Origin of the sequence: Mycobacterium sp. (assembly GCF_965229265.1) — a bacterium.
GTDB lineage: Bacteria > Actinomycetota > Actinomycetes > Mycobacteriales > Mycobacteriaceae > Mycobacterium.
Map to the genome: position 1 here is coordinate 77371 of NZ_CBDDIY010000011.1, position 21852 is coordinate 99222.

22 protein-coding genes are annotated in these 21852 nt (G+C 67.0%); 10 read left to right on the plus strand and 12 right to left on the minus strand.

The genetic code is table 11. The features are described from left to right. Nucleotides 1-3: 3 nt before the first annotated feature. The 5 genes from ADBZ9K_RS12860 to ADBZ9K_RS12880 are packed head-to-tail and all read right to left on the minus strand — an operon-like array spanning nt 4 to nt 5795. Nucleotides 4-861 (minus strand): LLM class F420-dependent oxidoreductase, encoded by an 858-nt coding sequence (locus ADBZ9K_RS12860; RefSeq protein WP_526621075.1) that lies wholly within the window; start codon nt 859-861, stop codon nt 4-6. Continuing rightward, entirely contained in the window at nt 858-1712 is an 855-nt protein-coding gene (locus ADBZ9K_RS12865; protein ID WP_526621077.1) for an LLM class F420-dependent oxidoreductase, read from the minus strand. Before ADBZ9K_RS12865 ends, ADBZ9K_RS12860 begins: the two co-directional genes overlap by 4 nt. Nucleotides 1713-1729: 17 nt before the next feature. Next, entirely contained in the window at nt 1730-2563 is an 834-nt protein-coding gene (locus tag ADBZ9K_RS12870) for an LLM class F420-dependent oxidoreductase (RefSeq protein ID WP_526621079.1), read from the minus strand. Nucleotides 2564-2592: 29 nt separating this feature from the next. Further along, nucleotides 2593-4077: an ATP-binding protein gene (locus tag ADBZ9K_RS12875; RefSeq protein ID WP_526621081.1), complete on the minus strand. Its 1485-nt coding sequence runs from the start codon at nt 4075-4077 to the stop codon at nt 2593-2595. A gap of 17 nt (nt 4078-4094) precedes the next feature. Then, nucleotides 4095-5795, minus strand: coding sequence for an NAD(P)/FAD-dependent oxidoreductase (locus ADBZ9K_RS12880; RefSeq protein ID WP_526621083.1), 1701 nt, complete (start codon nt 5793-5795; stop codon nt 4095-4097). 336 nt (nt 5796-6131) lie between these two features. On the opposite strand from ADBZ9K_RS12880, the gene infA reads away from it, so the two are divergent. The 8 genes from infA to truA all read left to right on the plus strand — a co-directional run bounded on the left by infA (nt 6132) and on the right by truA (nt 10824). After that, complete coding sequence (gene infA / locus ADBZ9K_RS12885) at nt 6132-6353, plus strand: translation initiation factor IF-1 (RefSeq protein WP_005140011.1); 222 nt, start codon at nt 6132-6134, stop codon at nt 6351-6353. A 61-nt stretch (nt 6354-6414) separates the two neighbouring features. Continuing rightward, nucleotides 6415-6528, plus strand: a complete 114-nt coding sequence (gene rpmJ / locus ADBZ9K_RS12890) for a 50S ribosomal protein L36 (protein ID WP_003879483.1) — start codon at nt 6415-6417, stop codon at nt 6526-6528. Between the two features lie 169 nt (nt 6529-6697). Continuing rightward, a complete protein-coding gene (gene rpsM / locus ADBZ9K_RS12895) occupies nt 6698-7072 on the plus strand; it encodes a 30S ribosomal protein S13 (protein WP_174397110.1) in 375 nt (124 codons plus the stop codon). A 6-nt stretch (nt 7073-7078) separates the two neighbouring features. Next, nucleotides 7079-7495, plus strand: coding sequence for a 30S ribosomal protein S11 (gene rpsK / locus ADBZ9K_RS12900; protein ID WP_135423767.1), 417 nt, complete (start codon nt 7079-7081; stop codon nt 7493-7495). 27 nt (nt 7496-7522) lie between these two features. Further along, nucleotides 7523-8128: a 30S ribosomal protein S4 gene (gene rpsD, locus ADBZ9K_RS12905; RefSeq protein ID WP_036340802.1), complete on the plus strand. Its 606-nt coding sequence runs from the start codon at nt 7523-7525 to the stop codon at nt 8126-8128. A gap of 82 nt (nt 8129-8210) precedes the next feature. Continuing rightward, nucleotides 8211-9263 (plus strand): DNA-directed RNA polymerase subunit alpha, encoded by a 1053-nt coding sequence (locus ADBZ9K_RS12910; protein WP_526621086.1) that lies wholly within the window; start codon nt 8211-8213, stop codon nt 9261-9263. A gap of 57 nt (nt 9264-9320) precedes the next feature. After that, nucleotides 9321-9908: a 50S ribosomal protein L17 gene (gene rplQ, locus ADBZ9K_RS12915; protein ID WP_526621088.1), complete on the plus strand. Its 588-nt coding sequence runs from the start codon at nt 9321-9323 to the stop codon at nt 9906-9908. 4 nt (nt 9909-9912) lie between these two features. Further along, entirely contained in the window at nt 9913-10824 is a 912-nt protein-coding gene (gene truA / locus ADBZ9K_RS12920; protein ID WP_526621089.1) for a tRNA pseudouridine(38-40) synthase TruA, read from the plus strand. On the opposite strand, the gene ADBZ9K_RS12925 is transcribed toward truA, so the two are convergent. The 5 genes from ADBZ9K_RS12925 to ADBZ9K_RS12945 form a co-directional block, all read right to left on the minus strand. Beyond that, entirely contained in the window at nt 10821-11447 is a 627-nt protein-coding gene (locus ADBZ9K_RS12925; protein ID WP_526622607.1) for a cutinase family protein, read from the minus strand. The genes truA and ADBZ9K_RS12925 overlap by 4 nt on opposite strands. Nucleotides 11448-11497: 50 nt before the next feature. Then, nucleotides 11498-12160 carry a cutinase family protein gene (locus ADBZ9K_RS12930; RefSeq protein WP_526621091.1) on the minus strand — a complete coding sequence of 221 codons (663 nt, stop codon included), beginning with the start codon at nt 12158-12160 and terminating at the stop codon, nt 11498-11500. Nucleotides 12161-12207: 47 nt separating this feature from the next. Then, nucleotides 12208-12876 carry a cutinase family protein gene (locus ADBZ9K_RS12935; protein ID WP_526621093.1) on the minus strand — a complete coding sequence of 223 codons (669 nt, stop codon included), beginning with the start codon at nt 12874-12876 and terminating at the stop codon, nt 12208-12210. A 96-nt stretch (nt 12877-12972) separates the two neighbouring features. Beyond that, entirely contained in the window at nt 12973-13632 is a 660-nt protein-coding gene (locus tag ADBZ9K_RS12940) for a cutinase family protein (protein WP_526621095.1), read from the minus strand. Between the two features lie 71 nt (nt 13633-13703). Next, complete coding sequence (locus ADBZ9K_RS12945) at nt 13704-14723, minus strand: EamA family transporter (RefSeq protein ID WP_526621097.1); 1020 nt, start codon at nt 14721-14723, stop codon at nt 13704-13706. A 74-nt stretch (nt 14724-14797) separates the two neighbouring features. On the opposite strand from ADBZ9K_RS12945, the gene ADBZ9K_RS12950 reads away from it, so the two are divergent. Continuing rightward, a complete protein-coding gene (locus ADBZ9K_RS12950) occupies nt 14798-15352 on the plus strand; it encodes a CGNR zinc finger domain-containing protein (RefSeq protein WP_526622609.1) in 555 nt (184 codons plus the stop codon). An 11-nt stretch (nt 15353-15363) separates the two neighbouring features. Further along, the gene (locus ADBZ9K_RS12955) at nt 15364-16608 is read left to right on the plus strand and encodes a saccharopine dehydrogenase family protein (RefSeq protein ID WP_526621099.1); all 1245 of its coding nucleotides are present in this window, start codon (nt 15364-15366) and stop codon (nt 16606-16608) included. Between the two features lie 4 nt (nt 16609-16612). Here ADBZ9K_RS12955 and ADBZ9K_RS12960 read toward each other — a convergent pair whose 3' ends face one another. Both ADBZ9K_RS12960 and ADBZ9K_RS12965 read right to left on the minus strand, forming a co-directional pair. Then, the gene (locus ADBZ9K_RS12960) at nt 16613-18631 is read right to left on the minus strand and encodes an FAD-dependent oxidoreductase (protein WP_526621101.1); all 2019 of its coding nucleotides are present in this window, start codon (nt 18629-18631) and stop codon (nt 16613-16615) included. A gap of 38 nt (nt 18632-18669) precedes the next feature. Beyond that, complete coding sequence (locus tag ADBZ9K_RS12965) at nt 18670-21852, minus strand: ATP-binding protein (protein WP_526621103.1); 3183 nt, start codon at nt 21850-21852, stop codon at nt 18670-18672.

Here is a 21852-nt window from a genome sequence, read left to right on the forward strand (position 1 = left end):
CGGTCAGCCGGCTGTCGACAACCCCAGTGGCCCGGCTAATTCCCGCAGGGTCGGCAGGAGCGCGTCGGGGCCTTCCCGCACCTGGATGGCCACATGGTCGGCGCCGGCCTCGAGGTGTTCGGCCAGCCGGGCTGCTATCGCCTCGGGGGTGCCGTATGCGATGACCGCGTCGATCAGCTTGTCACTGCCGGGCTCGGCGACGTCGGCGTCGGCGAACCCAATCCGCTTCCAGTTGTTGACGTAGTTGCTCAACCCCAGATAGAAGCCGATGCTGTCGCGGCCGAGCTTCCTGGCCGCGTCGGCGTCGGTGGTGAGCACGACCTTGTGTTCGGGCGCCAGGAACACCGAGGCCCCCAGCAGGTCGCGGGCCTGTCCGGTGTGCTCCGGGGTGGTCAGGTACGGATGCGCACCGGCGCTGCGCTGGGCGGCCAGGTGCAACACCTTGGGCCCGAGCGCCGCGATGACCCGGCGGCTGGTCGGCACGTTGCGGTCGTCGAGCTCGTCGAGATAGCTGACCAGCGCCTCGTAGGGCTTGCGGTATTCCTGGGTGTGCTCGGGGTGGCCCACCCCGATGCCGAGCAGAAACCGCCCCGGATAAGCCTTTTCGATGCGGTGAAAGGACTCCGCGACCTCTGCGGCCGGTGCGCTCCAAATATTGACGATGCCGGTGGCCACCGTCAGCGTCTCGGTGCGTTCGAGGATCGGCTCGACGAAGGACAGGTCGGCGGCGGGCGACGCGCCGACCCACAGCGCGCCGTAGCCGAGCGCCTCGATCTCGGCGGCGTGGTCCGGTGACACCGGCCCGGCGGTCCACACCCCGTAGCGGCCGAGGTCGGGCTTGAGCAGCGATGGATTGGTCATGAGTTCCCCTCAGCCTGATGAAGCCCCAGTGGGCCGGCGAGTGCGGCCAGCGCTCCCACCAGCTTGTCAGAAGACGTGAGTACCTGGACGGGCACGTGATCGGCGCCGGCATCCAGGTGTGCGGTCAACCGGGCGGCGATGGCCTCCGGGGTGCCGTAGGCGACGACGGCATCGACCAGCCGGTCGCTGCCGGGCCTGGCCACATCCTCATCGGTGAAACCCAGCCGTTTCCAGCTGTTCAGGTAGTTCTGCAGGTTGAGGTAGATGTCGAGGGCCTTCCGGCCGACCGCGCGTGCCTTCTCGGGATCGGTGGTCAGCACGGCTTTGTGCTCGGGCGCCAGGAACGCCTCGGAGCCGATCAGCTGGCGCGCCTGTCCGGTGTGCTCGGGGGTGGTCAGGTAGGGATGGGCGCCGGCGCTGCGGTCGGCGGACAGTTTGAGCACCTGCGGCCCGAGTGCGGCGACCACCCGGCGGTTCTTGGGGACGCCGTACTCGTCGAGCTTGTCGAGGTAGGTGCGCAGGGCGTCGATCGGCTTCTGGTACTCCTGGTGCGCCTCGGGATGTCCCACGCCGATGCCGAGCAGGAACCGCCCGGGGTAGGCCGCCTCGATGCGATGGAACGACTCGGCCACCGGGCCCGCCGCGGCGGTCCAGATGTTGACAATGCCGGTGGCCACCTTCAGCGTCGTGGTGTTCGCGAGAATCGGCTCCACCCAATCCAATTCGGCAGGTGGTGAGCCGCCTACCCATACCGCGCCGTAGCCCAGGGCCTCGATCTCCTTGGCCTGCTGGGGGGTAACCCCGCGTCCGAACGAGCCGAAGCGGCCCAGGTCTGGTTTGGCGTCCGTCATCGATATTCCTTTTCGGATCAACCCAGCCCGAGTGGGCCGGCGAGTTCAGTCAGAGTTCCAAGGACCTTGGCCGGTGCGGTCAACAGCTGGATCGGTACGTGGTCGGCGCCTGCCTCGAGGTGATCGTTGAGCCGAGACGCGATGTTCTCGGGCGTGCCGTACACGATCAACGAATCCACGAGCCGGTCGCTGCCAGGGCGGATGATGTCGGAATCAGTGAAGCCCAGTCGCTTCCAATTGTTGAGATAATTACGCAGCCCGAGGTAAAGCTCGAGAGTCTTGCGGCCGACGGCCCTGGCCTGTTCGACGTCGGTGGTCGGCACGACGGGAACGGCCGGCGCGAGGAAGGCGTCCGGGCCGATGATCCGTCTCGCTTCGGCAGTGTGCTCGGGGGTGACCAGCACCGGGTGCGCGCCGGCACTGCGGTGCGCCGACAGTCGCAGGACCTGCGGGCCCAGTGCGGCCAGCACCCGCCTTTCCCGCGGGACGTTGTGCTCATCCAGGACGTCCAGGTAGGTGTTGAGCGCGGCCAACGGCTTGGCGAACTGCGCATCAGCCTCAGGGTGGCCGACGCCCAGGCCTAGCAGAAACCGCCCGGGATAGGCACTTTCGATCCGATGGAACGAGTCGGCGACGGCCTCGGGCCGGGCAGTCCAGATGTTGACGATGCCGGTGGCGAGTTTCACCGTGCTGGTCTGGGCCAGGGCCGGGTCGACCCAGTCCAGCTCCGCGGGTGGCGAGCCGGCGACCCAGACGGCGCCGTAACCGAGCGCTTCGATCGCGGCGGCGTCCTCAGGGGTGACCCCCATGCCGAACGAGGCGAGCCTGCCGAGATCGGGCTTGGCGCTCATGGCCGCTACAACCCGGCGCCGGCGGTCAGCTATTCCGCGACCGCCGAAAGTTCACCCGGCGATGGCGCAACGGGTCCCGGCGCCGTCAGCGGCAACAGGATGGTGAAACGGGTATTGCCGGGTTCGGATTCGACCCGGATGTCGCCCTGGTGTTTTTCGACGATGATGCGGCGCGCGAGATCCAGGCCGAGGCCGTCGCCCTCACCGAACGGCTTCGTGGTGAAGAACGCGGTGAAGATGCGGTCGATGATCTCGTCGGGGATGCCGGGGCCGTCGTCGCCGATCTCGACCCGGATCATGTCCTCACCCTGGCGTGCGGTCCGGATCGACAGGGTGCCGCGGCCCTTCATCGCCTGGATGGCGTTGTTGATGATCACGTCCCAGACCTCGTTCAAACCGCCTGGATAGCAGCCGATCTCGGGCAGCGACTTATCCCAGTCCTTGACCAGTTTGATGGGTTTGTCCGGGCCGACCTTGTCGCCGAAGAGCGTCTTGAGCGTGCTGTGCAGCAGCTCGTGGACATTGGCGACCTGGTACTCGGCGCGGTCCATCTGGGAGTACTTCTTGGCCCCCGCGAGCAGACCGGATATGCGCTCGCTGGCGTCGGCGATCTCGTTCATCCGCAGCTCGGTGTCGATGGTGTACTTCAGCCAGCCGATGGCGCTCTGCAATGTCGCCGAGCAGTCGACCGAGTCGATCGAGGCCTCGACGCGTTCCAGCCAATCGACATCCAGACCGGCCTCCACGAACGTCGGTGCGTAGTCCCACGCCCCGGCGATCCCGTGGTCTTGCAGCCAATCGCCGACCTGGTCCTCGCGATCGGAGGTCTCCAGGGCAGTCAATTCCTGGGCCTTGGACTTGGCGACCATCTCGGCAACTTCGTCCTGAATGCGCACCAGCATCCGCAGCGCCTCGGGGGTGAACTTGCCATCAGCGAGCATCGAGAGCTTGTAGCGCATCTTGCCGACGCCCTCGCGCAGATCGGACACCGCTCGGGCGGTGGCGGCGGCGGGATTGTTGAGTTGGTGGGTCAGCCCCGCGGTGATCGTGCCCAGCGCCAGCAGCTTCTGGCGCTGTCCGATGATCTGGCTCTGCCGGCGTCCGCCGACCATGTGACCCTCGAGCAGGTGTACGGCCATCGGGAACTCGGTTTGCATGAACGTGGCGAACGCGCTGGCGTCGAGCACGAAGAACCGCGACGGCCTCGTGACCCGAACCGACGCTTGATAGAGCTGTTCCTCGTCAGGGATGTAGGCCGACCACGCGCCGCAATACACGCCGCGCTGCGAGGTGCGATTGGTCTCGACGTCGACTCCGCCGGAGCGTTTGGACATCACCAATTCGCCATCGAGTAGAACGTAGAAGCAGGTGGCCGGCTCGCCCTCGACCACGACGGGGCCGGTCTCGAAGACGCGGATATGCCCGTTCTCGCACAGCGTCCGCAACTGTTCGTCCGACAGCTTCTCGAACAGAAACAGGGTCCGCAGTTCGTCGGGGAGGCACTTCTCGCCCATCGTCTTCTCCTTGCTGGTCACGCCTCGGCCAGGTAGCGGTGCACCAACATGACCGCCATCGACCCTTCGCCGACAGCGGCGGCCACCCGTTTGGCGGACTCGGCGCGCACGTCTCCTGCAACAAACACGCCGGGCACACTTGTTTCCAAGTGGTGCGGCGGCCGGTCCAGACTCCACCCGGCCACGTTGGCCAGGTCGGGTCCGGCAAGGACAAAACCGTGGTCGTCGACGGCGACGACCTCTTTGAGCCAATTGGTGCGGGGCTCGGCGCCGATGAAGCAGCACATCCGGGTGGACTCGACGGTTTCTCGCTGCCCGCTCTGCCGGTTCTCCAAGATCAGGCCGGTCAGGTGGTCGTCCTCGCCGATGGTGCCCACCACCTCGGTGCAGGTCCGCACGGTGATGGTGGGGTTCTTCTCGATCTGCTGGATCAGGTAGTGCGACATCGACGCTTCCAGCGAAGGGCCGCGCACCAGCATGGTCACCGAGTTCGCCTCGCGGGACATGAACATCGCCGCCTGGCCGGCAGAGTTGGCTCCGCCGACGATGTAGACGTCCTCGCCCTTGCATTCCGAGGCATCCGACACCGAGGCGCCGTAGTACACGCCGCGACCCACGTAGTTGCAGGCCGGATCGTCGGGGTTGTCCCAGCAGCCGGTGACCTGCAGCTGGCGGTAGCTCACACCGGTGGCCAGGATGACAGCCCGCGCGGCGATGCTGCCGCCGTCTTCGAACGTGATGGTCCGGGCGGTGCCCGCCTCGCCGGCCTCCAGCCGGACCGCCTTGCGGGTGGTGATGACCTCGGCGCCGAACCGCTCGGCCTGCCTGCGTGCCGATGTGGTCAGCTCGGCACCGGAGATGCCGGTCGGGAAGCCGAGGTAGTTCTCGATGCGCGAACTGCGACCGGCCTGGCCGCCGGTCGTCGTCTCTTCGATCAGGACGGTCTTGAGCCCTTCGGAGGCGCCGTACACCGCGGCGGCCAGGCCGGCCGGGCCACCGCCGATGACGGCGAGGTCATACATCTCCAGCGACGGGTTGGTCGACAGCCCGAGCATCTCGGCGAGCGCGGCGTTGGTCGGGTCGACCAGGATTTCGCCTTTCTCGCTGATGACGACCGGCAGCTCCAGCCCGTCCAGGCTGGCGGCGTCGAGTAGCTGCCTGCCCTTGGGTTCGTCGGCGTTGAACGCGCGGAACGTGTGCTGGTTGCGGGCCAGGAACTGGCGAACCTCCCAGGACCGTTCGCTCCACCGGTGCCCGATCACCTTGGTGTGGGGGATGGCCCGGTCGCCGGTCGCGTGCCAGGCCTCCAGCAGGGCATCGATGACCGGGTAGAGCTTCTCCTCCGGCGGATCCCATGGCTTGAGCAGATAGTGATCGAGGTCGACGACGTTGATGGCGTCGATTGCGGCGTGGGTATCGGCATAGGCGGTCAGCAGCACCCGGCGGGCCATCGGGTAGACGTCCATCGCTTCTTCGAGGAACTGGATGCCGCTCATCTGTGGCATCCGGTAGTCGGCGACGAACACCGCGACGGTCTCGCCGCGCAGCTTGAGCTCGTTGATGGTCTCCAGCGCATCGGGCCCGGATTCGGCGCGGACGATCCGGTATCGCTCGCCGTAGTGGCGGCGAAGGTCGCGGGCGACCGCGCGCGATACGGCCGGGTCGTCGTCAACGGTGAGAATGACGGGCTTGCGGGGCTGGGGGGCGGTTCCGGTCATCACTGTCCAGTATGCGCCGTGCGTCCAGTTTTTTATTAGGCTGGGCTTGCCTCGATTGCCCGTGCGCCCGGCCCCGATTCGCCTGGACTTGAAGCTGGTGTCAGCAGCTCGCGTGCAGGGCCGCGACGCGTTTTGGAGTAGCGCCCGCAAGCAGGTATCGTAGACCAACGGTGCGGCAACCGCGCCGACTCTCTGCGTGCCTAGTCCTGGAACTTCTGGAATTTCCTGATCCTGGCTCACGTTTTTCAGTCGGGGTGTAAGCCTGCCCCGACTGTGAGTATGTGTCGCCGCAAGCGATGGGTACGAGCAGTACCAACAAAGCAGGATCCGGAGGATATGGCCAAGAAAGACGGTGCCATCGAGGTCGAGGGCCGCGTGGTCGAGCCCCTGCCCAATGCGATGTTTCGTATTGAGCTGGAGAACGGTCACAAGGTGCTCGCTCACATCAGCGGCAAGATGCGGCAGCACTACATCCGCATCCTTCCCGAGGACCGGGTGGTAGTGGAGTTGTCTCCCTACGACCTGACCCGGGGTCGCATTGTGTACCGGTACAAGTAGCCCGAGACCGCGAGCCGGCAAGAAACAAGACAACGACGAGAACTAGAAGGATCAACGAGCCGTGAAGGTGAACCCGAGCGTCAAGCCGATCTGCGACAAGTGCAGGGTGATCCGCCGGCATGGGCGGGTCATGGTGATCTGCTCCGATCCGCGCCACAAGCAGCGGCAGGGCTGAGTCCCTCACCGCCGCGCAGCGGCGAGCAGTACCAACACAACTGAATGCAGACCTCCCAGTACCACCAAACGGATTGGCCGTTTGACTACGCCCGGCACGGAGGCCGGGCCCCGACACGGTCGGGGCGGACTGGGAACAGACCTCCGCATAGAAGAAGGAACACAGCCCTGTGGCACGTCTAGTGGGCGTTGATCTTCCGCGCGATAAGCGCATGGAGATCGCGCTGACCTACATCTACGGCATTGGCCGTACCCGCTCTCAGGAGATCCTCGCTGCGACCGGCATCGACCGGGATCTGCGCAGCAAGGACCTGACCGACGATCAGCTCACGCAACTGCGTGACTACATCGAAGCCACTCTCAAGGTGGAGGGTGACCTGCGCCGCGAGGTCCAGGCCGACATCCGCCGCAAGATCGAGATCGGCTGCTACCAGGGCCTGCGGCACCGTCGTGGCCTGCCGGTGCGTGGCCAGCGGACCAAGACCAATGCGCGTACCCGTAAGGGCCCCAAGCGCACCATCGCCGGCAAGAAGAAGGCCAGGTAACCCCGGATGGCACAAGCAAAGAAGGGTGGCGCTGCTCCCAAGAAGGGGCAGAAGACCCGTCGCAGGGAAAAGAAGAACATCCCGCACGGCGCCGCACACATCAAGAGCACGTTCAACAACACGATCGTCTCCATCACCGACCCGCAGGGCAACGTCATCGCCTGGGCGTCCTCGGGCCATGTCGGCTTCAAGGGTTCGCGCAAGTCGACCCCGTTCGCCGCACAGCTGGCCGCTGAGAATGCCGCCCGCAAGGCGCAGGAACACGGCGTCAAGAAGGTCGACGTGTTCGTGAAGGGTCCGGGTTCGGGCCGCGAGACCGCCATCCGCTCGCTGCAGGCCGCTGGCCTCGAGGTGGGCGCGATTTCCGATGTCACCCCGCAGCCGCACAACGGTTGCCGTCCGCCCAAGCGTCGTCGGGTCTAGTCGGCCAGGGAAAGGAAGAAGACTTCAATGGCTCGTTACACCGGACCCGCCACCCGCAAGTCGCGCCGCCTGGGCGTCGACCTCGTCGGTGGAGATCAGTCGTTCGAGAAGCGCCCCTACCCGCCCGGCCAGCACGGTCGCGCGCGGATCAAGGAGAGCGAATACCGTCAGCAGCTGCAGGAGAAGCAGAAGGCTCGCTTCACCTACGGCGTGATGGAAAAGCAGTTCCGCAAGTACTACGAAGAGGCCAACCGGTCCACCGGCAAGACCGGTGAGAACCTGCTGCAGATCCTCGAGACCCGGCTGGACAACGTCGTGTACCGCGCCGGACTGGCCCGTACCCGCCGGATGGCTCGCCAGCTGGTCAGCCATGGCCACTTCACCGTCAACGGTGTCAAGGTGAACATCCCGAGCTACCGGGTGTCGCAGTACGACATCATCGACATCAAGGACAAGTCGCTCAACACCTTCCCGTTCGAGCTGTCTCGGCAGACCGCGGGTGAGCGCCCGATCCCGTCCTGGTTGCAGGTCGTCGGGGAGCGTCAGCGAATCCTGGTGCACCAGCTGCCGACTCGCGAGCAGATCCAGGTTCCGCTCGCCGAGCAGCTGATCGTCGAGTTCTACTCGAAGTAATGAAGACGTCCGCGGGGCGCCCGTCCCGCGGATCACCTAACGGCATCAAATAGCGGGTGCCGAGAAGGAGATACGAAACACCATGCTGATCTCTCAGCGACCCACACTGGGTGAAGAGGTCCTCGCCGAGAACCGCTCTCAGTTCGTCATCGAACCGCTGGAGCCCGGATTCGGCTACACCCTTGGCAATTCGCTGCGGCGTACGCTGCTGTCGTCGATCCCCGGCGCGGCCGTGACGAGCATCCGCATCGACGGTGTGCTGCACGAGTTCACCACCGTGCCCGGCGTCAAGGAAGATGTCACCGACATCATCCTCAACCTCAAGGGCCTGGTCGTCTCGTCCGAGGAGGACGAGCCGGTCACCATGTACCTGCGCAAGCAGGGCCCCGGTGAGGTGACCGCCGGTGACATCGTCCCGCCTGCCGGCGTGACCGTGCACAACCCGGACATGCACATCGCGACGCTGAACGACAAGGGCAAGCTCGAGGTCGAGCTGGTCGTCGAGCGGGGCCGCGGTTACGTGCCGGCCGTACAGAACAAGGCTTCCGGCGCCGAAATCGGCCGTATCCCGGTCGATTCGATCTACTCGCCGGTGCTGAAGGTCACCTACAAGGTCGAGGCGACTCGTGTCGAGCAGCGCACCGACTTCGACAAGCTGATCCTGGACGTCGAGACCAAGAACTCGATCAGCCCGCGTGACGCGCTGGCGTCGGCCGGCAAGACCCTGGTCGAATTGTTCGGTCTGGCACGGGAACTCAACGTCGAGGCCGAAGGCATCGAGATCGGCCCGTCGCCGGCCGAGGCCGATCACATCGCAGCGTTCGCGCTGCCGATCGACGACCTGGATCTGACGGTCCGGTCCTACAACTGCCTCAAGCGCGAGGGTGTGCACACCGTCGGCGAGCTGGTCGCCCGCACGGAGTCCGATCTGCTGGACATCCGCAACTTCGGCCAGAAGTCGATCGACGAGGTGAAGATCAAGCTGCACCAGCTGGGTCTCTCGCTCAAGGACAGCCCGGCCACGTTCGATCCGTCCGAGGTCGCCGGCTACGACGTCGCCACCGGCACCTGGAACAGTGACGCAGGCTATGACCTGGACGCCGACCAGGATTACGCCGAAACCGAACAGCTCTAGAACATCCGTCCCGGTCCTACCTGATACGGGGGCCGGCCCCATTTAGGAGAAGTCGCAATGCCTAAGCCCACCAAGGGTCCCCGCCTCGGCGGGTCGTCCTCACACCAGAAGGCGCTTCTGGCCAATCTGGCTACCTCGCTCTTCGAGCACGGCCGGATCAAGACGACCGAGCCCAAGGCCCGGGCGCTGCGGCCCTACGCGGAGAAGCTCATCACTCACGCCAAGAAGGGCACGCTGCACAACCGGCGCGAGGTGATGAAGAAGATCCGCGACAAGGACGTCGTGCACGCCCTGTTCGCCGAGATCGCGCCGTTCTTCGCCGACCGCAACGGCGGCTACACCCGCATCATCAAGGTCGAGGCGCGCAAGGGCGACAACGCCCCGATGGCGGTCATCGAGCTGGTGCGGGAGAAGACGGTTACCTCGGAGGCCACTCGCGCCGCTAAGGCCGCCGCCAAGAAGGCCGCTCCGGCTGCTGCCGCCGTCGAGGCTCCGGTGCAGGAGGCTCCCGCGGAGGAGAGCGTCGAGGAGATCAAGGCTGAGGACGCCGGTATCGCCGACGCTCAGACCGCCGAGGCCGAGGTCGAGGTCGCCGAAGAGCAGGCCGAGGAATCCGCCGAGGATTCGGACGCTGACAAGTCCTGACGTCATGAATATCGAGCGAGAAGCCGATGGCGGATCGCGCATCGATCAAGCCCTGCCCGCCACCGATTCCGGTGGCGGGCAGGTTCGTCTTCGGCTCGACATCGCCTATGACGGCACGGAGTTCACCGGCTGGGCGGTGCAGGACGGACACCGAACCGTCGCCGGAGTTCTCGATGATGCCTTCTCCACGGTGTTCCGCACGCCGGTAAGGATTTTCGGAGCCGGACGCACTGACAGCGGAGTGCACGCCACCGGTCAGGCCGCTCACCTCGACGTTCCGGCGGAGGCGCTGGCGCACGCCTATCCGCGGCGCCCCCGGCCCGACCAACCCGAGTTCCTGCCCTTGGTTCGCCGGTTGGCCCGGTTTCTTCCCGAGGATGTGCGGGTGCGTGCGATCAGCCGGGCCACAGCCGGATTCGATGCCCGTTTCTCGGCGCTACGCCGGCATTACACCTACCGGTTGTCGCTGGCGCCATACGGCGTGGAGCCACAGTTGGCCCGCTACGTGACCGCCTGGCAGAAGCCCCTCGACATCGAGGCAATCGTAATCGCCTCGCGAGAGCTGTTGGGGCTGCACAACTTCGCGGCGTTCTGCCGACACCGGCCGGGGGCCACCACGATCCGGGATCTGCAGCGGCTGGACTGGCTGCGCGACGGTGATCTGGTGACCGCGCACGTCAGTGCCGACGCGTTCTGCTGGTCCATGGTGCGTTCATTGGTCGGCGCACTGTTGGCCGTCGGGGAGGGCCGTCGCGAACCATCCTGGTGCGCTTCACTGTTGAGCGCGGAGTCGCGCTCCAGTGATTTCGCGGCGGCGCCGGCTCGCGGGTTGACCTTGACCGGAGTCGACTATCCACCCGATGACGAGATGGCCGCGCGTAGCACGGTCACCCGCGACCTGCGAACGCTCCCCTAAAGCTTGCCCGCCACGAAATCGGCGGCCTCATTGATCATCCCGGCCTTCTGGTAGGCGGCGGCGAGATGATCGGGCCAGTTTGCCTCCCAGGTGTCCGGGTCGGCCGGGTTGCAGATCGGATCGGCGCCGTGGCATAGCTCGATGGTCCGGTCGGCGAACGCGGGGTTGAAATTGGTGATCGGACCGAGCCACTGGGTCCCGTTGCCGAACAGGGCAACAGCCGCGATATGGCTGCCGGCGTCGGAGGGAAGGGGATTCTTGAAGCCCATGATGGGAATGGGAACAGCCAGGACCATATCGGTGGCGGCCGCGCCCAACGAATAGCCGCCGAGGACCAGGCGGGTATTCGGGCAGTTGTTCATGTTGTAGGCGATGCGGTTGCTGATGTCGTTGGCGCCGATGTCGACCTGGTTGTCGGCGGGATAGTTCACCGCATAGACGCCGATGTTCTTGTGCACCCGCGATCGCAGCGCACTGACGAACGCTTGACCGATCACCCCGGTGCCGGGGGACTCGAGGCGGCCCCGCGCGAAGATGACCTCGATTTCGGGGCACGATGCGGCGGTGGCTGCCGGCGCGGCGCCCGGCGCGTCAGCGGGGATCGCCACTGGACCGAGCAACATCGCCGTAGCAACACCCAATACCGCCACCAGACCGCTCAGCACCCGCGTGGTCACAGTCGCCCCGCGACGAAGTCGGCGGCCTGGCTGACCAAGCCGGAATCGATGTAGGCGTCCTGCAGATGCTGCGACCAGTTGCCGATCAGGGTGTTGGGATCGATGCCGTTGCAGATCGGATCGTCGGCGTTGCACTGGTCGATGGTCTTGGGGCCGTAGACCGGGCTGTTCGTCGCCGACACCGGCCCGAAGATGCTGCGGGTGCCGTTGCCGAACAGCGCGACGGCCGCGATATGGCTGTCCATCCCCGGGGGCAGCGGGCTGGTGAAGCCGAATTGGGACTGGGTCGCGCCCAAGACCACATCAACCACCGCGGCGCCCAGCGAGTAGCCACCCGGCACCAGGCGGGTGTTGGGGCAGTTGGCCGCCATGTACTGGATGTGTCGGCTCATGTCGTTGGCGCCCGGCGCTACGTCCCAGTCGGCGATGTAGTTCACCGCGTACACGCCGACGCTCTTGGGGGTGTCGGAGCGCAGCGCGCCGACGAATGCGTCGCCGATGCGGCCGATACCGGGCGGCTCCTCACGACCGCGGGCGAAGACGACCTCGACATCGGGGCAGGACGCGGCCGTGGCCACAGCGGTCGGCAACAGCGAAGCGGCGACGGACATTGCCGCCACCGCGCCGCTCAGCACTGCATGGACACGCATGTCAGTCATCGTAGACGAGGATCGAACAATGGCTGCCAGCAAATAAGATAGGCAGGCTATAGGAGCCCGGCGATGAAGCCGGCCGCCTGCGCGGGCATATCGGTGGTCTCGTAATCGGTATGGGCGAACGGATTGCGGCCCCGGGAGCAGATGGGATCGCCGTCGTTACACAGGTCGATGCCCTTGCCTGCGTAGGGGGCACCGGCAGCCGAGACCGGGATGCCGAACTTTGCGGACGGGTTGCCGAAGGCCGCGATTCCGGCGATCTTGTTGGCCACGCTCGACGGCAGCGGGGGCGCCGAACCGATCTCGCCCACCTTGTTGCCCAGTGGGGGTATTCCCACCAGCATGTCGACCACCGCGGCGCCCTGTGAGTAGCCGCCGAGCACGAAGCGGGTCGCCGGGCATGCCGCCGCCGTGGCCAGGATGTGGTTGGTGGCATCGGTCGCGCCGTCGGCGGCAGTCAGGAAGTCGTAGGTCGCCGGGTAATTGACCCCGTAGGCGCTCACGGTGCGCCCGCCGAGCTGGGACTGCAGGGTGTCGGTGAGGGCCTGGCCCACCCGGCCGATGCCCGGCGGTTCGCTCGTGCCGCGGGCGAAGACGACGTCGACATCCGGGCAGGGGTCGGCCGAAGCGGATCCGGTCGGACCGGCCGGTGTCAGCAGTGGGACCGCCACGGCAACGACAGCCGCGGAAACAGCGCCGAAGCGGCGGGCTGGTGTCATCGACGGCCTGGCCATGCTGGAGGAACCCCCTCGATTGTGAACGCTCGGCTAATAGTCACATACCGGCGCGGGGTGCCCAAAACCGAAAGCACGGTTCTAGAGCAGCCCTGCAACGAATGCAGCAGCCTGGCTGGCCGTGCCGTCCGGGCCGTAGCTGCGGTGCGCCGGCACGTCGTCTCCGCCCGAGCACACCGGGTCGCCGAAGTTGCACAGGTCGATGGCCTTGCCGCCGTAGATCGGGCTCGAGGTCAGCGGCAGGCCAACCTTGGTGGTCGGGTTGCCGAAGACGGCCAGCGCCGCGACGTGATCGGGCACGTTGGGCGGCAGCGGGTTGTTGAAGCCGACCGCCGGGAACGGCACCGAGGTGATGATGTCGATGATGGCCGCGCCCTGCGAGTAGCCGCCGAGTACCAGGCGGGTGTCCGGGCAGGTGTTGACCACGTCCTGGATGAACGCGCTGGCGTCGTTGGCGCCGTCGGCGGCGGCCAGGAAGTCATAGCTGGCCGGGTAGTTGACCGCGTAGACGCCCATCGATCGGTTGCCGATCCTGCCGCGTAAGGAATCGACGAACGCCTGCCCCACTCGTCCGATCCCCGGCGCCTCGTCGGTGCCCCGGGCGAACACCACCTGCACGTCGTTGCAGGCGGCGGCGTTGGCAGTCGGAAGCGCGGGCGGGCTGACCAGCGCGGCCGCTGCGACCAGAAAGGTGGCCGAAGCGGCCCGAAGGAAACCCCGTGGCACGGCGGTAGACGTCACATCTGGATGCTACAGACGCCGACGCGATTTCATTCCCGGCGTTTGCTCGGCGAGCCGTTCGGCCGGAGCCGTCAGACCGGGGTGCGAGCCGTGTGTGCCACGGGCGCGGCATCCTCGATCGGGCCGGCGTCGGGCCAGGTCGCGGCGGTGACCTCGGCGCTGCGGTCGCCCTGGCGGGCCAGGGCCAAGCCGAGCAGCACCACCACGCCGCCGACCGCCTGGGTGATCGTGACGGCCTCGCCGAGGAGCACCCACGCTGCCAGCACGGCGAACAGCACCTCGCCCAACCCGACCAGGGAGGCGAAGCTCGGCCGCAAACGGGCCACACCGCTGATTCCCAGGGTGTAGGCGATCGCGGTGGCGACCACGGCCAGCATGGTGACCGGTATCCACCACGGCACGGTCAATCCGGCGACTTCGGCGTTATTGGCGGTGAACGTCAGGGGCATCAGCGGGGTCAGGCCCAGCAGGCCCACGGCGATAGCGCCGACGATCAGACCCCCGGCCGCCAGGGTGATCGAGTTCAGGCCGCTGCCGTCGGCGGTCACCTCGTCGGACATCATGAAGTAGCAGGCCGCGCAGATCGCCGCGGCCAGACCCCAGGCGACGCCGGCGGCGTTGATGTGTGCGGCCCCGGAGAAGACGTTCAGCACGAGCATGATCCCTGCTACCGCCAGCGCCACCCCGGCCAGCGTCATGGTGCGCGGTCGCGTGCGGGTAGTCGCCCAGATCCAGCCCACGACGAGGATGGGTGCGGTGTACTCGAGCAGCAGCGCCACCCCGACCGACAGGTGCGAGACGGCGTTGTAGTAGCACAGCTGGGCGCCGGCAATGGGGATGAGGCCGTAGGCCACGACGGTGCGAGCGTGCGTTCGGGCTTCGTGGAGCCAGTCCGGCTTGACGATGGTGGCGAAGATCGCCATGACCAGCGCGCCGCCCGCCAGCCGGGCGGTGACCGCGGCGGTGGGGGACCAGCCGGCCCCCATCAGTGCCTTGGCGAAGGGGCCGGACATGCCGAACGTGAAAGCCGACCCGATCGCAAACAGCAAACCGAGCCGGAAGTGGTCCTGGCCACGCACCATTATCGACATGAGGCACCCCCTCGATGTAATGAGTAAAATGTCTGTTGGTCATGACACTACGTCCGGAGGAAGTCATGAGTCAATTGCTTTTTAGTCATGACACAGAACTCACGTTGCGCGCGGCCTGTGCGCTGGTTAACAGCAACCGCGCCGACGGCGAGCAGCTAGGCGACCAGGCCGCGCTGGACGTCTACCTGAACAGCAACGGCTGGACCGGCCGGCGTGACCACGACGCCGCCGAGTTGGCAGCGGTGCACGCGCTGCGGGAGCGGCTGGGTCGGATCTGGGCGACCGCCGACGATGAGGCGCGTACGGTCGGCCAGATCAACGCGCTGCTGGCCGACACCCGCGCGGCGCCGTGGCTGACCCGCCACCCCGAGATGCCGCAGTGGCATCTACACCTGGCGTCGATCCACGATCCGCTGGCTCAGCGGATGGGCGCCGAGATGGCGATGTCGCTGGCGGACTTGGTGCGCTCCGGCGAATTGCGCCGGCTCAAGATCTGCGCGGCTCCGGACTGTGATGCGGTCCTGATCGATCTGTCGCGCAACCGATCGCGGATGTTCTGTGACACCGGAAACTGCGGCAACCGCCAGCATGTCGCGGCTTACCGGGAGCGACGGTCGAAAGAAGCGTAGCGTCAGCAGCCATGCGCGCACGGGGGCGTGACATGGACATCACGATCTTCGGGGCCACCGGCTTCGTCGGGACACTCATCGCGGGTTACCTCGTCGGCACCGGTGTGCGAATTGCACTGGCCGGACGCTCGCCGAGCCGCCTCGAAGCGGTGCGGGCCGGTCTCGGTGGCAAGGCGAAGAACTGGCCACTGATTCTGGCCGACCTCACCGATCCCGACTCGCTGCGGGCGATGGCAGCGCGCAGCCGGTTGGTGCTCAATGCGGTTGGGCCCTACAGCTCCTACGGTCTGCCGGTCGTTTCGGCGTGCGCGAGGGCTGGAACGGACTACGTCGACCTGACCGGCGAGGTGCCGTTCGTCCGTCGCAGCATCGACACCTGCCACCAGTGGGCCCAGGACAGCGGTGCCCGGATCGTTCACTCGTGTGGATTCGATTCCATCCCTTCGGATCTGACCGTCTACGCGCTGAGCCGCCGGGCCGCCGTTGACGGCGCCGGTGAGCTCGCCGACACGACCCTGGTTCTGCGTGACTATTCCGGGGGATACGCCGGTGGCTCGGTGGCGACAATGGTCGAGCTGATGCGCCTGGCGTCTTCGGACCCCCAGGTGCGGCGGATGCTCGACGATCCCTACAGCCTGAGCCCGGACCGGCCCGCCGAACCGGACCTGGGCTGGCAGCCGGATCTTCCGCTGCTGCCGGGTGGGGACATCGCGCCTGAGCTTGCCGGATTGTGGACCGGCGGATACGTGATGGCGCTATACAACACTCGCTGTGTGCGCCGCTCCAACGCGCTGATGGGGTGGGCCTACGGCCGCCGATTCCGCTACACCGAAACGCTGACCATGGGTTCGTTCCCGGGTGCCCCGCTGATCGCGGCGATGTTCAACACCGGCATTGCAGCGGCCTCCCGGTTCGGTGGGCATTACTTGCGGCTGCTCCCAACGGGTTTGGTGGACCGGATGACGCCTGCACCCGGGACGGGCACCGACATGGGATCGCGCGGACACTACCGGGTCGAGACCTATGCGACCACGGCATCGGGCCGGCGATATCGGGCCACCATCGCCCAACCCGCCGACCCGGGTTACTCGGCCACCGCGGTGCTCGCCGGTGAGAGCGCCATGGGCCTCCTGCTGGACCGCGACCGGCTGCCGGAGCGGCATGGCGTTCTGACGCCGGCGACGGCCATCGGCGATGTCCTGCTCGACCGGTTGCCGACGGCCGGTGTGACCCTGGAGACGGTCGAGCTGTCATGAGCGTTCACGGCAGGTAGAACCCGCGGATCCGGTGGTGGCGACCGCGGCCGAGCAACGCGTTGGCGGCCTGTAGCCCGGAGACCGTGGCGGCCTCGATGCAGCCGGCGTTGATCCCCGAGTCTGTCCAGTCGCCGGCCAGAACGAGGTTGTCGTAACCACTTTCGTCGGGACGCAGTCGATACTTGTCCGATCCCGGAACGGACAGCACATAGCGGTCAGAGGGGTCGATGTTGACGCTGACGTGCTGGGTCTGCAGGGCTGCGACTGCCCGGCGCTCTCCGGCCCCGGCAAGCAGACGCCAGCGGAACCCGCCTTCGGTCACGGCGCCGGGTAGGTACAGACCGACATGATGATCGAGATATTCCACCGCGTAGGCCAGCACCCGGTCCCGGCAGCGGGCGACGTAGGTGGCCGGCTCGTCGGTGGGCGGCCACTCGGCATCCAGGGCGCCGCAGAAATAGGCCACCGTCTGGGGTTGTTCGGATTCCGGCCAGTTTTCGGTCCACAACGTCTGCGGCATGGAGGCCCAGGTGTCGAACGGTGAAACGTAACCGCTGGTCGTCACACCGGGTCGGTGCCATCCCAGCTCGGCCTCCGTCGGATTCAGCCACAGCTGAAACGACTGGGTGGCAACGGTGCGCACGTGCGTTGTCATCTCGTTCCACTCCGGCCGGTCGGCGATCAGCTCGGCGCTGACCAACTCGACCATCGCCAGCGATGCGGCCAGCACGATGTGGTCGAAATCCACGCCGCGCCGCAGCGTCCGGGTCTCGACGTCCCGGCGCGCAGCGAAGTGCGATTCCAGTTCCTCGAGGCCGGATACGGCCTGAAGTTGTTCGTAACAGGGCGACTTGGGGAAGACGGGCAGCCCGCCGACCCGTACCAGCGGCTGGTACTGATCGACCCCGTCGGCCAGCCACGCCTGCCGCCCGACGGTGACCGCGTCGATGGCATGGTGCTGCCCGTCGAGGTGCAGCGCGTCCACCCGGTGGAAGAACTCGAACCGAACGCCCCGCCGGCGCAGCACCTGGTAGATCGGCGCGATGATGACATCTCCCATGCCGGCGGTCATCTTCCAGAAGAACGCGCCCTTGTATTGGAAGAGCGCGATGCCGGTGAGGAGGACGGCCACCCCGGCCGCAAAGCAAGGGCGACCGAAGTCGCCGTCCGGGTAGCCGAACACCATGTCGTACATCCCACGGATCAAGGGGAATTCGAGCACGTCGGGGTGGGCGCCGTGGCGGCGGATCCAATCCCCGTACTCCTCGTCGTTGATGGCGCGGAAGCCGGCGGGATCGGTGAGCAGGTTGTCCGCGATCAAGCCGCGAGCGGTGGCCACCAGCAGTGACATCAGCAGCCACATCCGCCGGTGATGCGGAGAGCGCTCGTAATCGAGTGCACCTCGCACGGCATCGAGGGCCTCGGTGAGGAAGCCCGCTGCGGCCGCGTCGGGCCCGCGCGGCTGGATCAGGGTGCCCAGAGTGGCCAGCACCGCCCGCCGTACCGCGGCGATCCAGTCGGCCGACTCCGGCTCGCGGCTGGTGGACAAGCTCAGATCGTTACCCGTTGCCGCGGTGAATGATTCGGTGAAGTCCAGGAGAAGCTGCAGGGCCCGGGCCAGGAAGCCGACGACGGTCAGCTCGCGTCCTGTGGCGTCCGGTTCGCCGGGTAATTCCCCGGTGCGACTGAACGTGCCCGGCCAGATCAGCCAGTCGTCACCGAAGCGATCGGCCATCCCGAGTTCCTGGGCGGGAATCAGCGCCTGGTCCCAGGTCCTTACGGGTGCGCCGGGATCGGTGCTCTGCCGGTCGAGTTCGGCGTAGCACTCGCGCAGCAGCGCGAACGCGTTCTCATAGGAGCCCAACCAGATGTGCAGGCCGTGCTCCTCGATCCGGTCGTGCTCGCCGCGGCTGGAGGCGCCCTTCCCGCCCAGCCGCCACCCGCGTTGGTAGACGGTGATGGAGTCGAAACGGTCCTGCCAGCCGGGCTCGCTGAGCCGCCAGGCCGCGCTGAGCCCGGCCATGCCGCCACCGAGAATAGCTATCCGCCCACCTGGCCGTCTCACCCCAGCAACGCCCGCGCGCGCTCGAGTTCGGGCCAGCTCTGGTCGGCGGGAATACGGCTCAGGGTATCCTCGAGTGCCGGCCGGGACGGGGCGCCCGATAACTCGAACAGATCTGCTGTGCAATGCATTTCGAAGATCAGGCTACCTTGGTTGCGGGCCACTTCAATGGCGCGTTGCAGCCCGGCGCACTGGGCATCGGGATCGTCGAAGGTGTGCGCAAGGGCGCGAAGCAGCTCGGCCTTGTGGGTGACAATGCCGGTTTCTCCGGCCATCGCCAACGCACGAGCCGCACAATCACGTGCAGCTCGACGATCACCTGCCGCCGCATGGAGCCGCACCAGGATGCACTCGAATGCCGACAGATACGCCTTCAATTCCGCTGCCCGCCAACTGTGCACCACCGCGGTCATGTTCTGGACATGAGGTTGCAGGGCGGCGGGATCGCCACTGGCGTCGATCAGTGCCCGGCGGGCGGCCAGCGCTATCCGATTGGTCGCCGCGACCATCGCCCACTCGGCCAGGCCGTGCTGTTCAGCACGCGCCGCCACATCGGCGATCAGTTCGGCGGCGCGGTCGAACTGACCGGCGTCCACGCGCACCGTCACCTCCCGCATCTGGCCGTAGCAGAGGCTGACAGCATTTGCCGGGAACGGCAGTGCTTCGCATCGGCCGCTGATCCGGGCGAATGCCGTCTCGGCGCCGGTCAGATCCCCGTGGACGAATCGGACGAAACCGAGTTCGGCATACAGCCCGGATATCCGATCGCTGGGGGTGTACCAGAGCTGCTCGATGCGCGGTATACCGGTCTGGTCGATCCCCGCTACGGCTTCTTCCAGAGCTACGCGCGCCGCGCCGAACTGGCCGCGAAACATGGCCGAGAAGCCCGCATGGGCCTTATAGGACACCGTGGTCCAGTCGGATACACCCTCGAGCTGGCGGAGGGCTTCGATCACCCGCTCGACTCGACCGAGTTGGCCCCGCGCCGTGTAGTAGCCCCACAGTGCACCAAACGTTGCGTGCATCTCCGGACTTGGCTCGTCACTGACCAGCTGGAGGCAGCGCTCGAACTCCGCGGCGGCTTCGGCGCTGGTGTAGCCGGTGGTGGCCGTCGCCAGAAATCCCCGTTCCAGCCGAATCGCGACCTCGCGTTGATTGCGGGCCCGGCCCGGGGACATCAGCTCCACGATGTCCAGGGCCTTGCTCAGATGGTTACGGGCCTCGTTGAGTGCACCTCGCCCCCGGGCGTCCGATGACGCGCGCTGATAGGCCGTGGCCGCCTCATCGAACCGCTCGGACTTCTCGAAATGGTGTGCTACCAAAGGCCATTCCGGTGTCCCGGCGACCGCACCCTCGGCCAGCGCATCGGCGATGCGGCCGTGGAGTCGCCGACGGAGGCTCGGGGGTGACAGTTCGGCGGCGACCTCGCGGAGCAGTTCGTGGTGAAAGCTCCAGCTGTGTTTACCCGCCGGCCGAAGCACCCGTGCCCTGGCCAGCTCGTCGAGCAAGGCATCGATCCGACGCCAGCCGACCCCGGTAACCGAGGACAGCAGGTCGCGGTCGAAGCGGCTGCCGATGAGGGCAGCGGTCTCAACGATCTGCAACGACTCGGTACTCGACCTCAACCGGGCGACCAGCGCCTCGTACAGCGTGTCCGGGACCTGCGCCCGGTCACCGAAATCGTCGGGGCGGCGCCGGAGTTTGGCCACCACCTCCTCGATGAACAGCGGAACGCCGTCGCACCGTTCCCGCACCACCGTCCTGGCTTCCGGTTTCAGCCGTGGATGCAAGGAGCGGATGAGGATGTCGGAGTCCGCGGCCGCGAGGGGTTTCAGGTCCAGCTCTTCGGTGATGCCGCGCAAGGGTGGAACGCTGCGCCCGGTGACGACCACCATCAACCGGTTGTTACCGACGCGCAGGAGGGCATTGACGATGCCGATGGTGTCCTCGTCATACCAGTGGATGTCCTCGGCGAGGATCAGGGCGGGGCCCGAACCGACACAGGCCAGCAGGTAGTCCGTGACGGCAGCGGTGATCTGGTCGAACCGCGCACCGGCGTTGACCGTGGCCGGTTGATACCGGTCGTCGGGCGTGATGCCGAGTACGGGCGCCAGCAGGGGCACGACGGTCGCCGTGTCCAAGGCGCGGCGGTGTACCTCAGCCGCGAGCCTGCGCAGGCTTTCGGCCGCGCCGCAGCTGCGCTGGATCCGGCACTGGCGCTCGATCAACCGCCGCACCGGGCGCAACCCGACATCGCTGTGGAAGGGGGAACCGAACAGCCCGAGCACCACGGCGCCGGACTCGCGTGCCATGTCGACCACGGCGTTGGCCAGCCTGCTCTTGCCGATGCCGCCCTCGCCGCGAAGGACGACGCCGCGCGTGGTCAACGTGTTGCTACTGGCCTGGGACCACATCTCGTGAAGAGCGGCGATCTCCCGGTCCCGACCGACGAGCGGCCCGTAGCTCTTGCCGTCGGTGTCCCGCTCGGCGAGCACCCCGTAGTGCACAAGCGGTGTCCGCACGCCCTTGACCCGTTGTGGCCGGCGTTCGGCCATCTCGAAGCTGTCGCGCACCAGTCGCTCGACGGCGGCCGACACCGAGACCGTCCCGGGCGGGGCGAGACTGCAGATTCGCGCGGCGAGGTTGGCGCCAAGACCGTAGACATCGTCTTGGTCGATGTCGAGGAATACCACACCGCGGTGGACGCCGACGCGGACGTCGAGGGTGAAACCGAAGCGCCGCTGGGCGCGGGCACTGAGATCGGCGACCGCGCGGGTGATGTCGAGTCCGGCCAGTACCGACCGGTAGGTGTCGTCCTCGTGGGCCTTCGGATGTCCGAACACCGCGAGCACCCCGTCGCCCTTGATCGAGCCGATGTGTCCCTCGTAACGGCCGACGATGGCGCGGACCTGGTCCCGGTAGCCGCCGACGACGGTGCGGTAGACCTCGGGTTCGACCCGCATGGACAGCGCGGTGGAGTCGACCAGATCGGCGAAGAGCACGGTGAGGCGCCGTATCTCACCGCTGCCCACGGGTGTGGCGAGCAGTTCCTCGGCCTCCGGGTTCGCCCGATCGACGGCGAGCACCTGGCCGGCAAGGGCGTCGGCAGTGGCGCGGTCGCCCTGGTTGATCGCCCGGACTGCGCGTTCGAGTAGGTCGTCGATCTTCGCCCGGCCGGTCAC

Excerpts from the sequence above, each read along its gene's own strand:
- truA (WP_526621089.1), top strand. The coding sequence starts at position 9,913 with ATGAATATCGAGCGAGAAGCCGATGGCGGATCGCGCATCGATCAAGCC.
- ADBZ9K_RS12930 (WP_526621091.1), bottom strand. The coding sequence starts at position 12,160 with ATGACTGACATGCGTGTCCATGCAGTGCTGAGCGGCGCGGTGGCGGCA.
- infA (WP_005140011.1), top strand. The coding sequence starts at position 6,132 with ATGGCCAAGAAAGACGGTGCCATCGAGGTCGAGGGCCGCGTGGTCGAG.
- ADBZ9K_RS12865 (WP_526621077.1), bottom strand. The coding sequence starts at position 1,712 with ATGACGGACGCCAAACCAGACCTGGGCCGCTTCGGCTCGTTCGGACGC.
- ADBZ9K_RS12945 (WP_526621097.1), bottom strand. The coding sequence starts at position 14,723 with ATGTCGATAATGGTGCGTGGCCAGGACCACTTCCGGCTCGGTTTGCTG.
- ADBZ9K_RS12925 (WP_526622607.1), bottom strand. The coding sequence starts at position 11,447 with ATGTTGCTCGGTCCAGTGGCGATCCCCGCTGACGCGCCGGGCGCCGCG.
- ADBZ9K_RS12860 (WP_526621075.1), bottom strand. The coding sequence starts at position 861 with ATGACCAATCCATCGCTGCTCAAGCCCGACCTCGGCCGCTACGGGGTG.
- ADBZ9K_RS12910 (WP_526621086.1), top strand. The coding sequence starts at position 8,211 with ATGCTGATCTCTCAGCGACCCACACTGGGTGAAGAGGTCCTCGCCGAG.
- ADBZ9K_RS12875 (WP_526621081.1), bottom strand. The coding sequence starts at position 4,077 with ATGGGCGAGAAGTGCCTCCCCGACGAACTGCGGACCCTGTTTCTGTTC.
- ADBZ9K_RS12870 (WP_526621079.1), bottom strand. The coding sequence starts at position 2,563 with ATGAGCGCCAAGCCCGATCTCGGCAGGCTCGCCTCGTTCGGCATGGGG.
- rplQ (WP_526621088.1), top strand. The coding sequence starts at position 9,321 with ATGCCTAAGCCCACCAAGGGTCCCCGCCTCGGCGGGTCGTCCTCACAC.
- rpsD (WP_036340802.1), top strand. The coding sequence starts at position 7,523 with ATGGCTCGTTACACCGGACCCGCCACCCGCAAGTCGCGCCGCCTGGGC.
- ADBZ9K_RS12955 (WP_526621099.1), top strand. The coding sequence starts at position 15,364 with ATGCGCGCACGGGGGCGTGACATGGACATCACGATCTTCGGGGCCACC.
- ADBZ9K_RS12960 (WP_526621101.1), bottom strand. The coding sequence starts at position 18,631 with ATGGCCGGGCTCAGCGCGGCCTGGCGGCTCAGCGAGCCCGGCTGGCAG.
- ADBZ9K_RS12880 (WP_526621083.1), bottom strand. The coding sequence starts at position 5,795 with ATGACCGGAACCGCCCCCCAGCCCCGCAAGCCCGTCATTCTCACCGTT.
- rpsK (WP_135423767.1), top strand. The coding sequence starts at position 7,079 with ATGGCACAAGCAAAGAAGGGTGGCGCTGCTCCCAAGAAGGGGCAGAAG.
- ADBZ9K_RS12935 (WP_526621093.1), bottom strand. The coding sequence starts at position 12,876 with ATGACACCAGCCCGCCGCTTCGGCGCTGTTTCCGCGGCTGTCGTTGCC.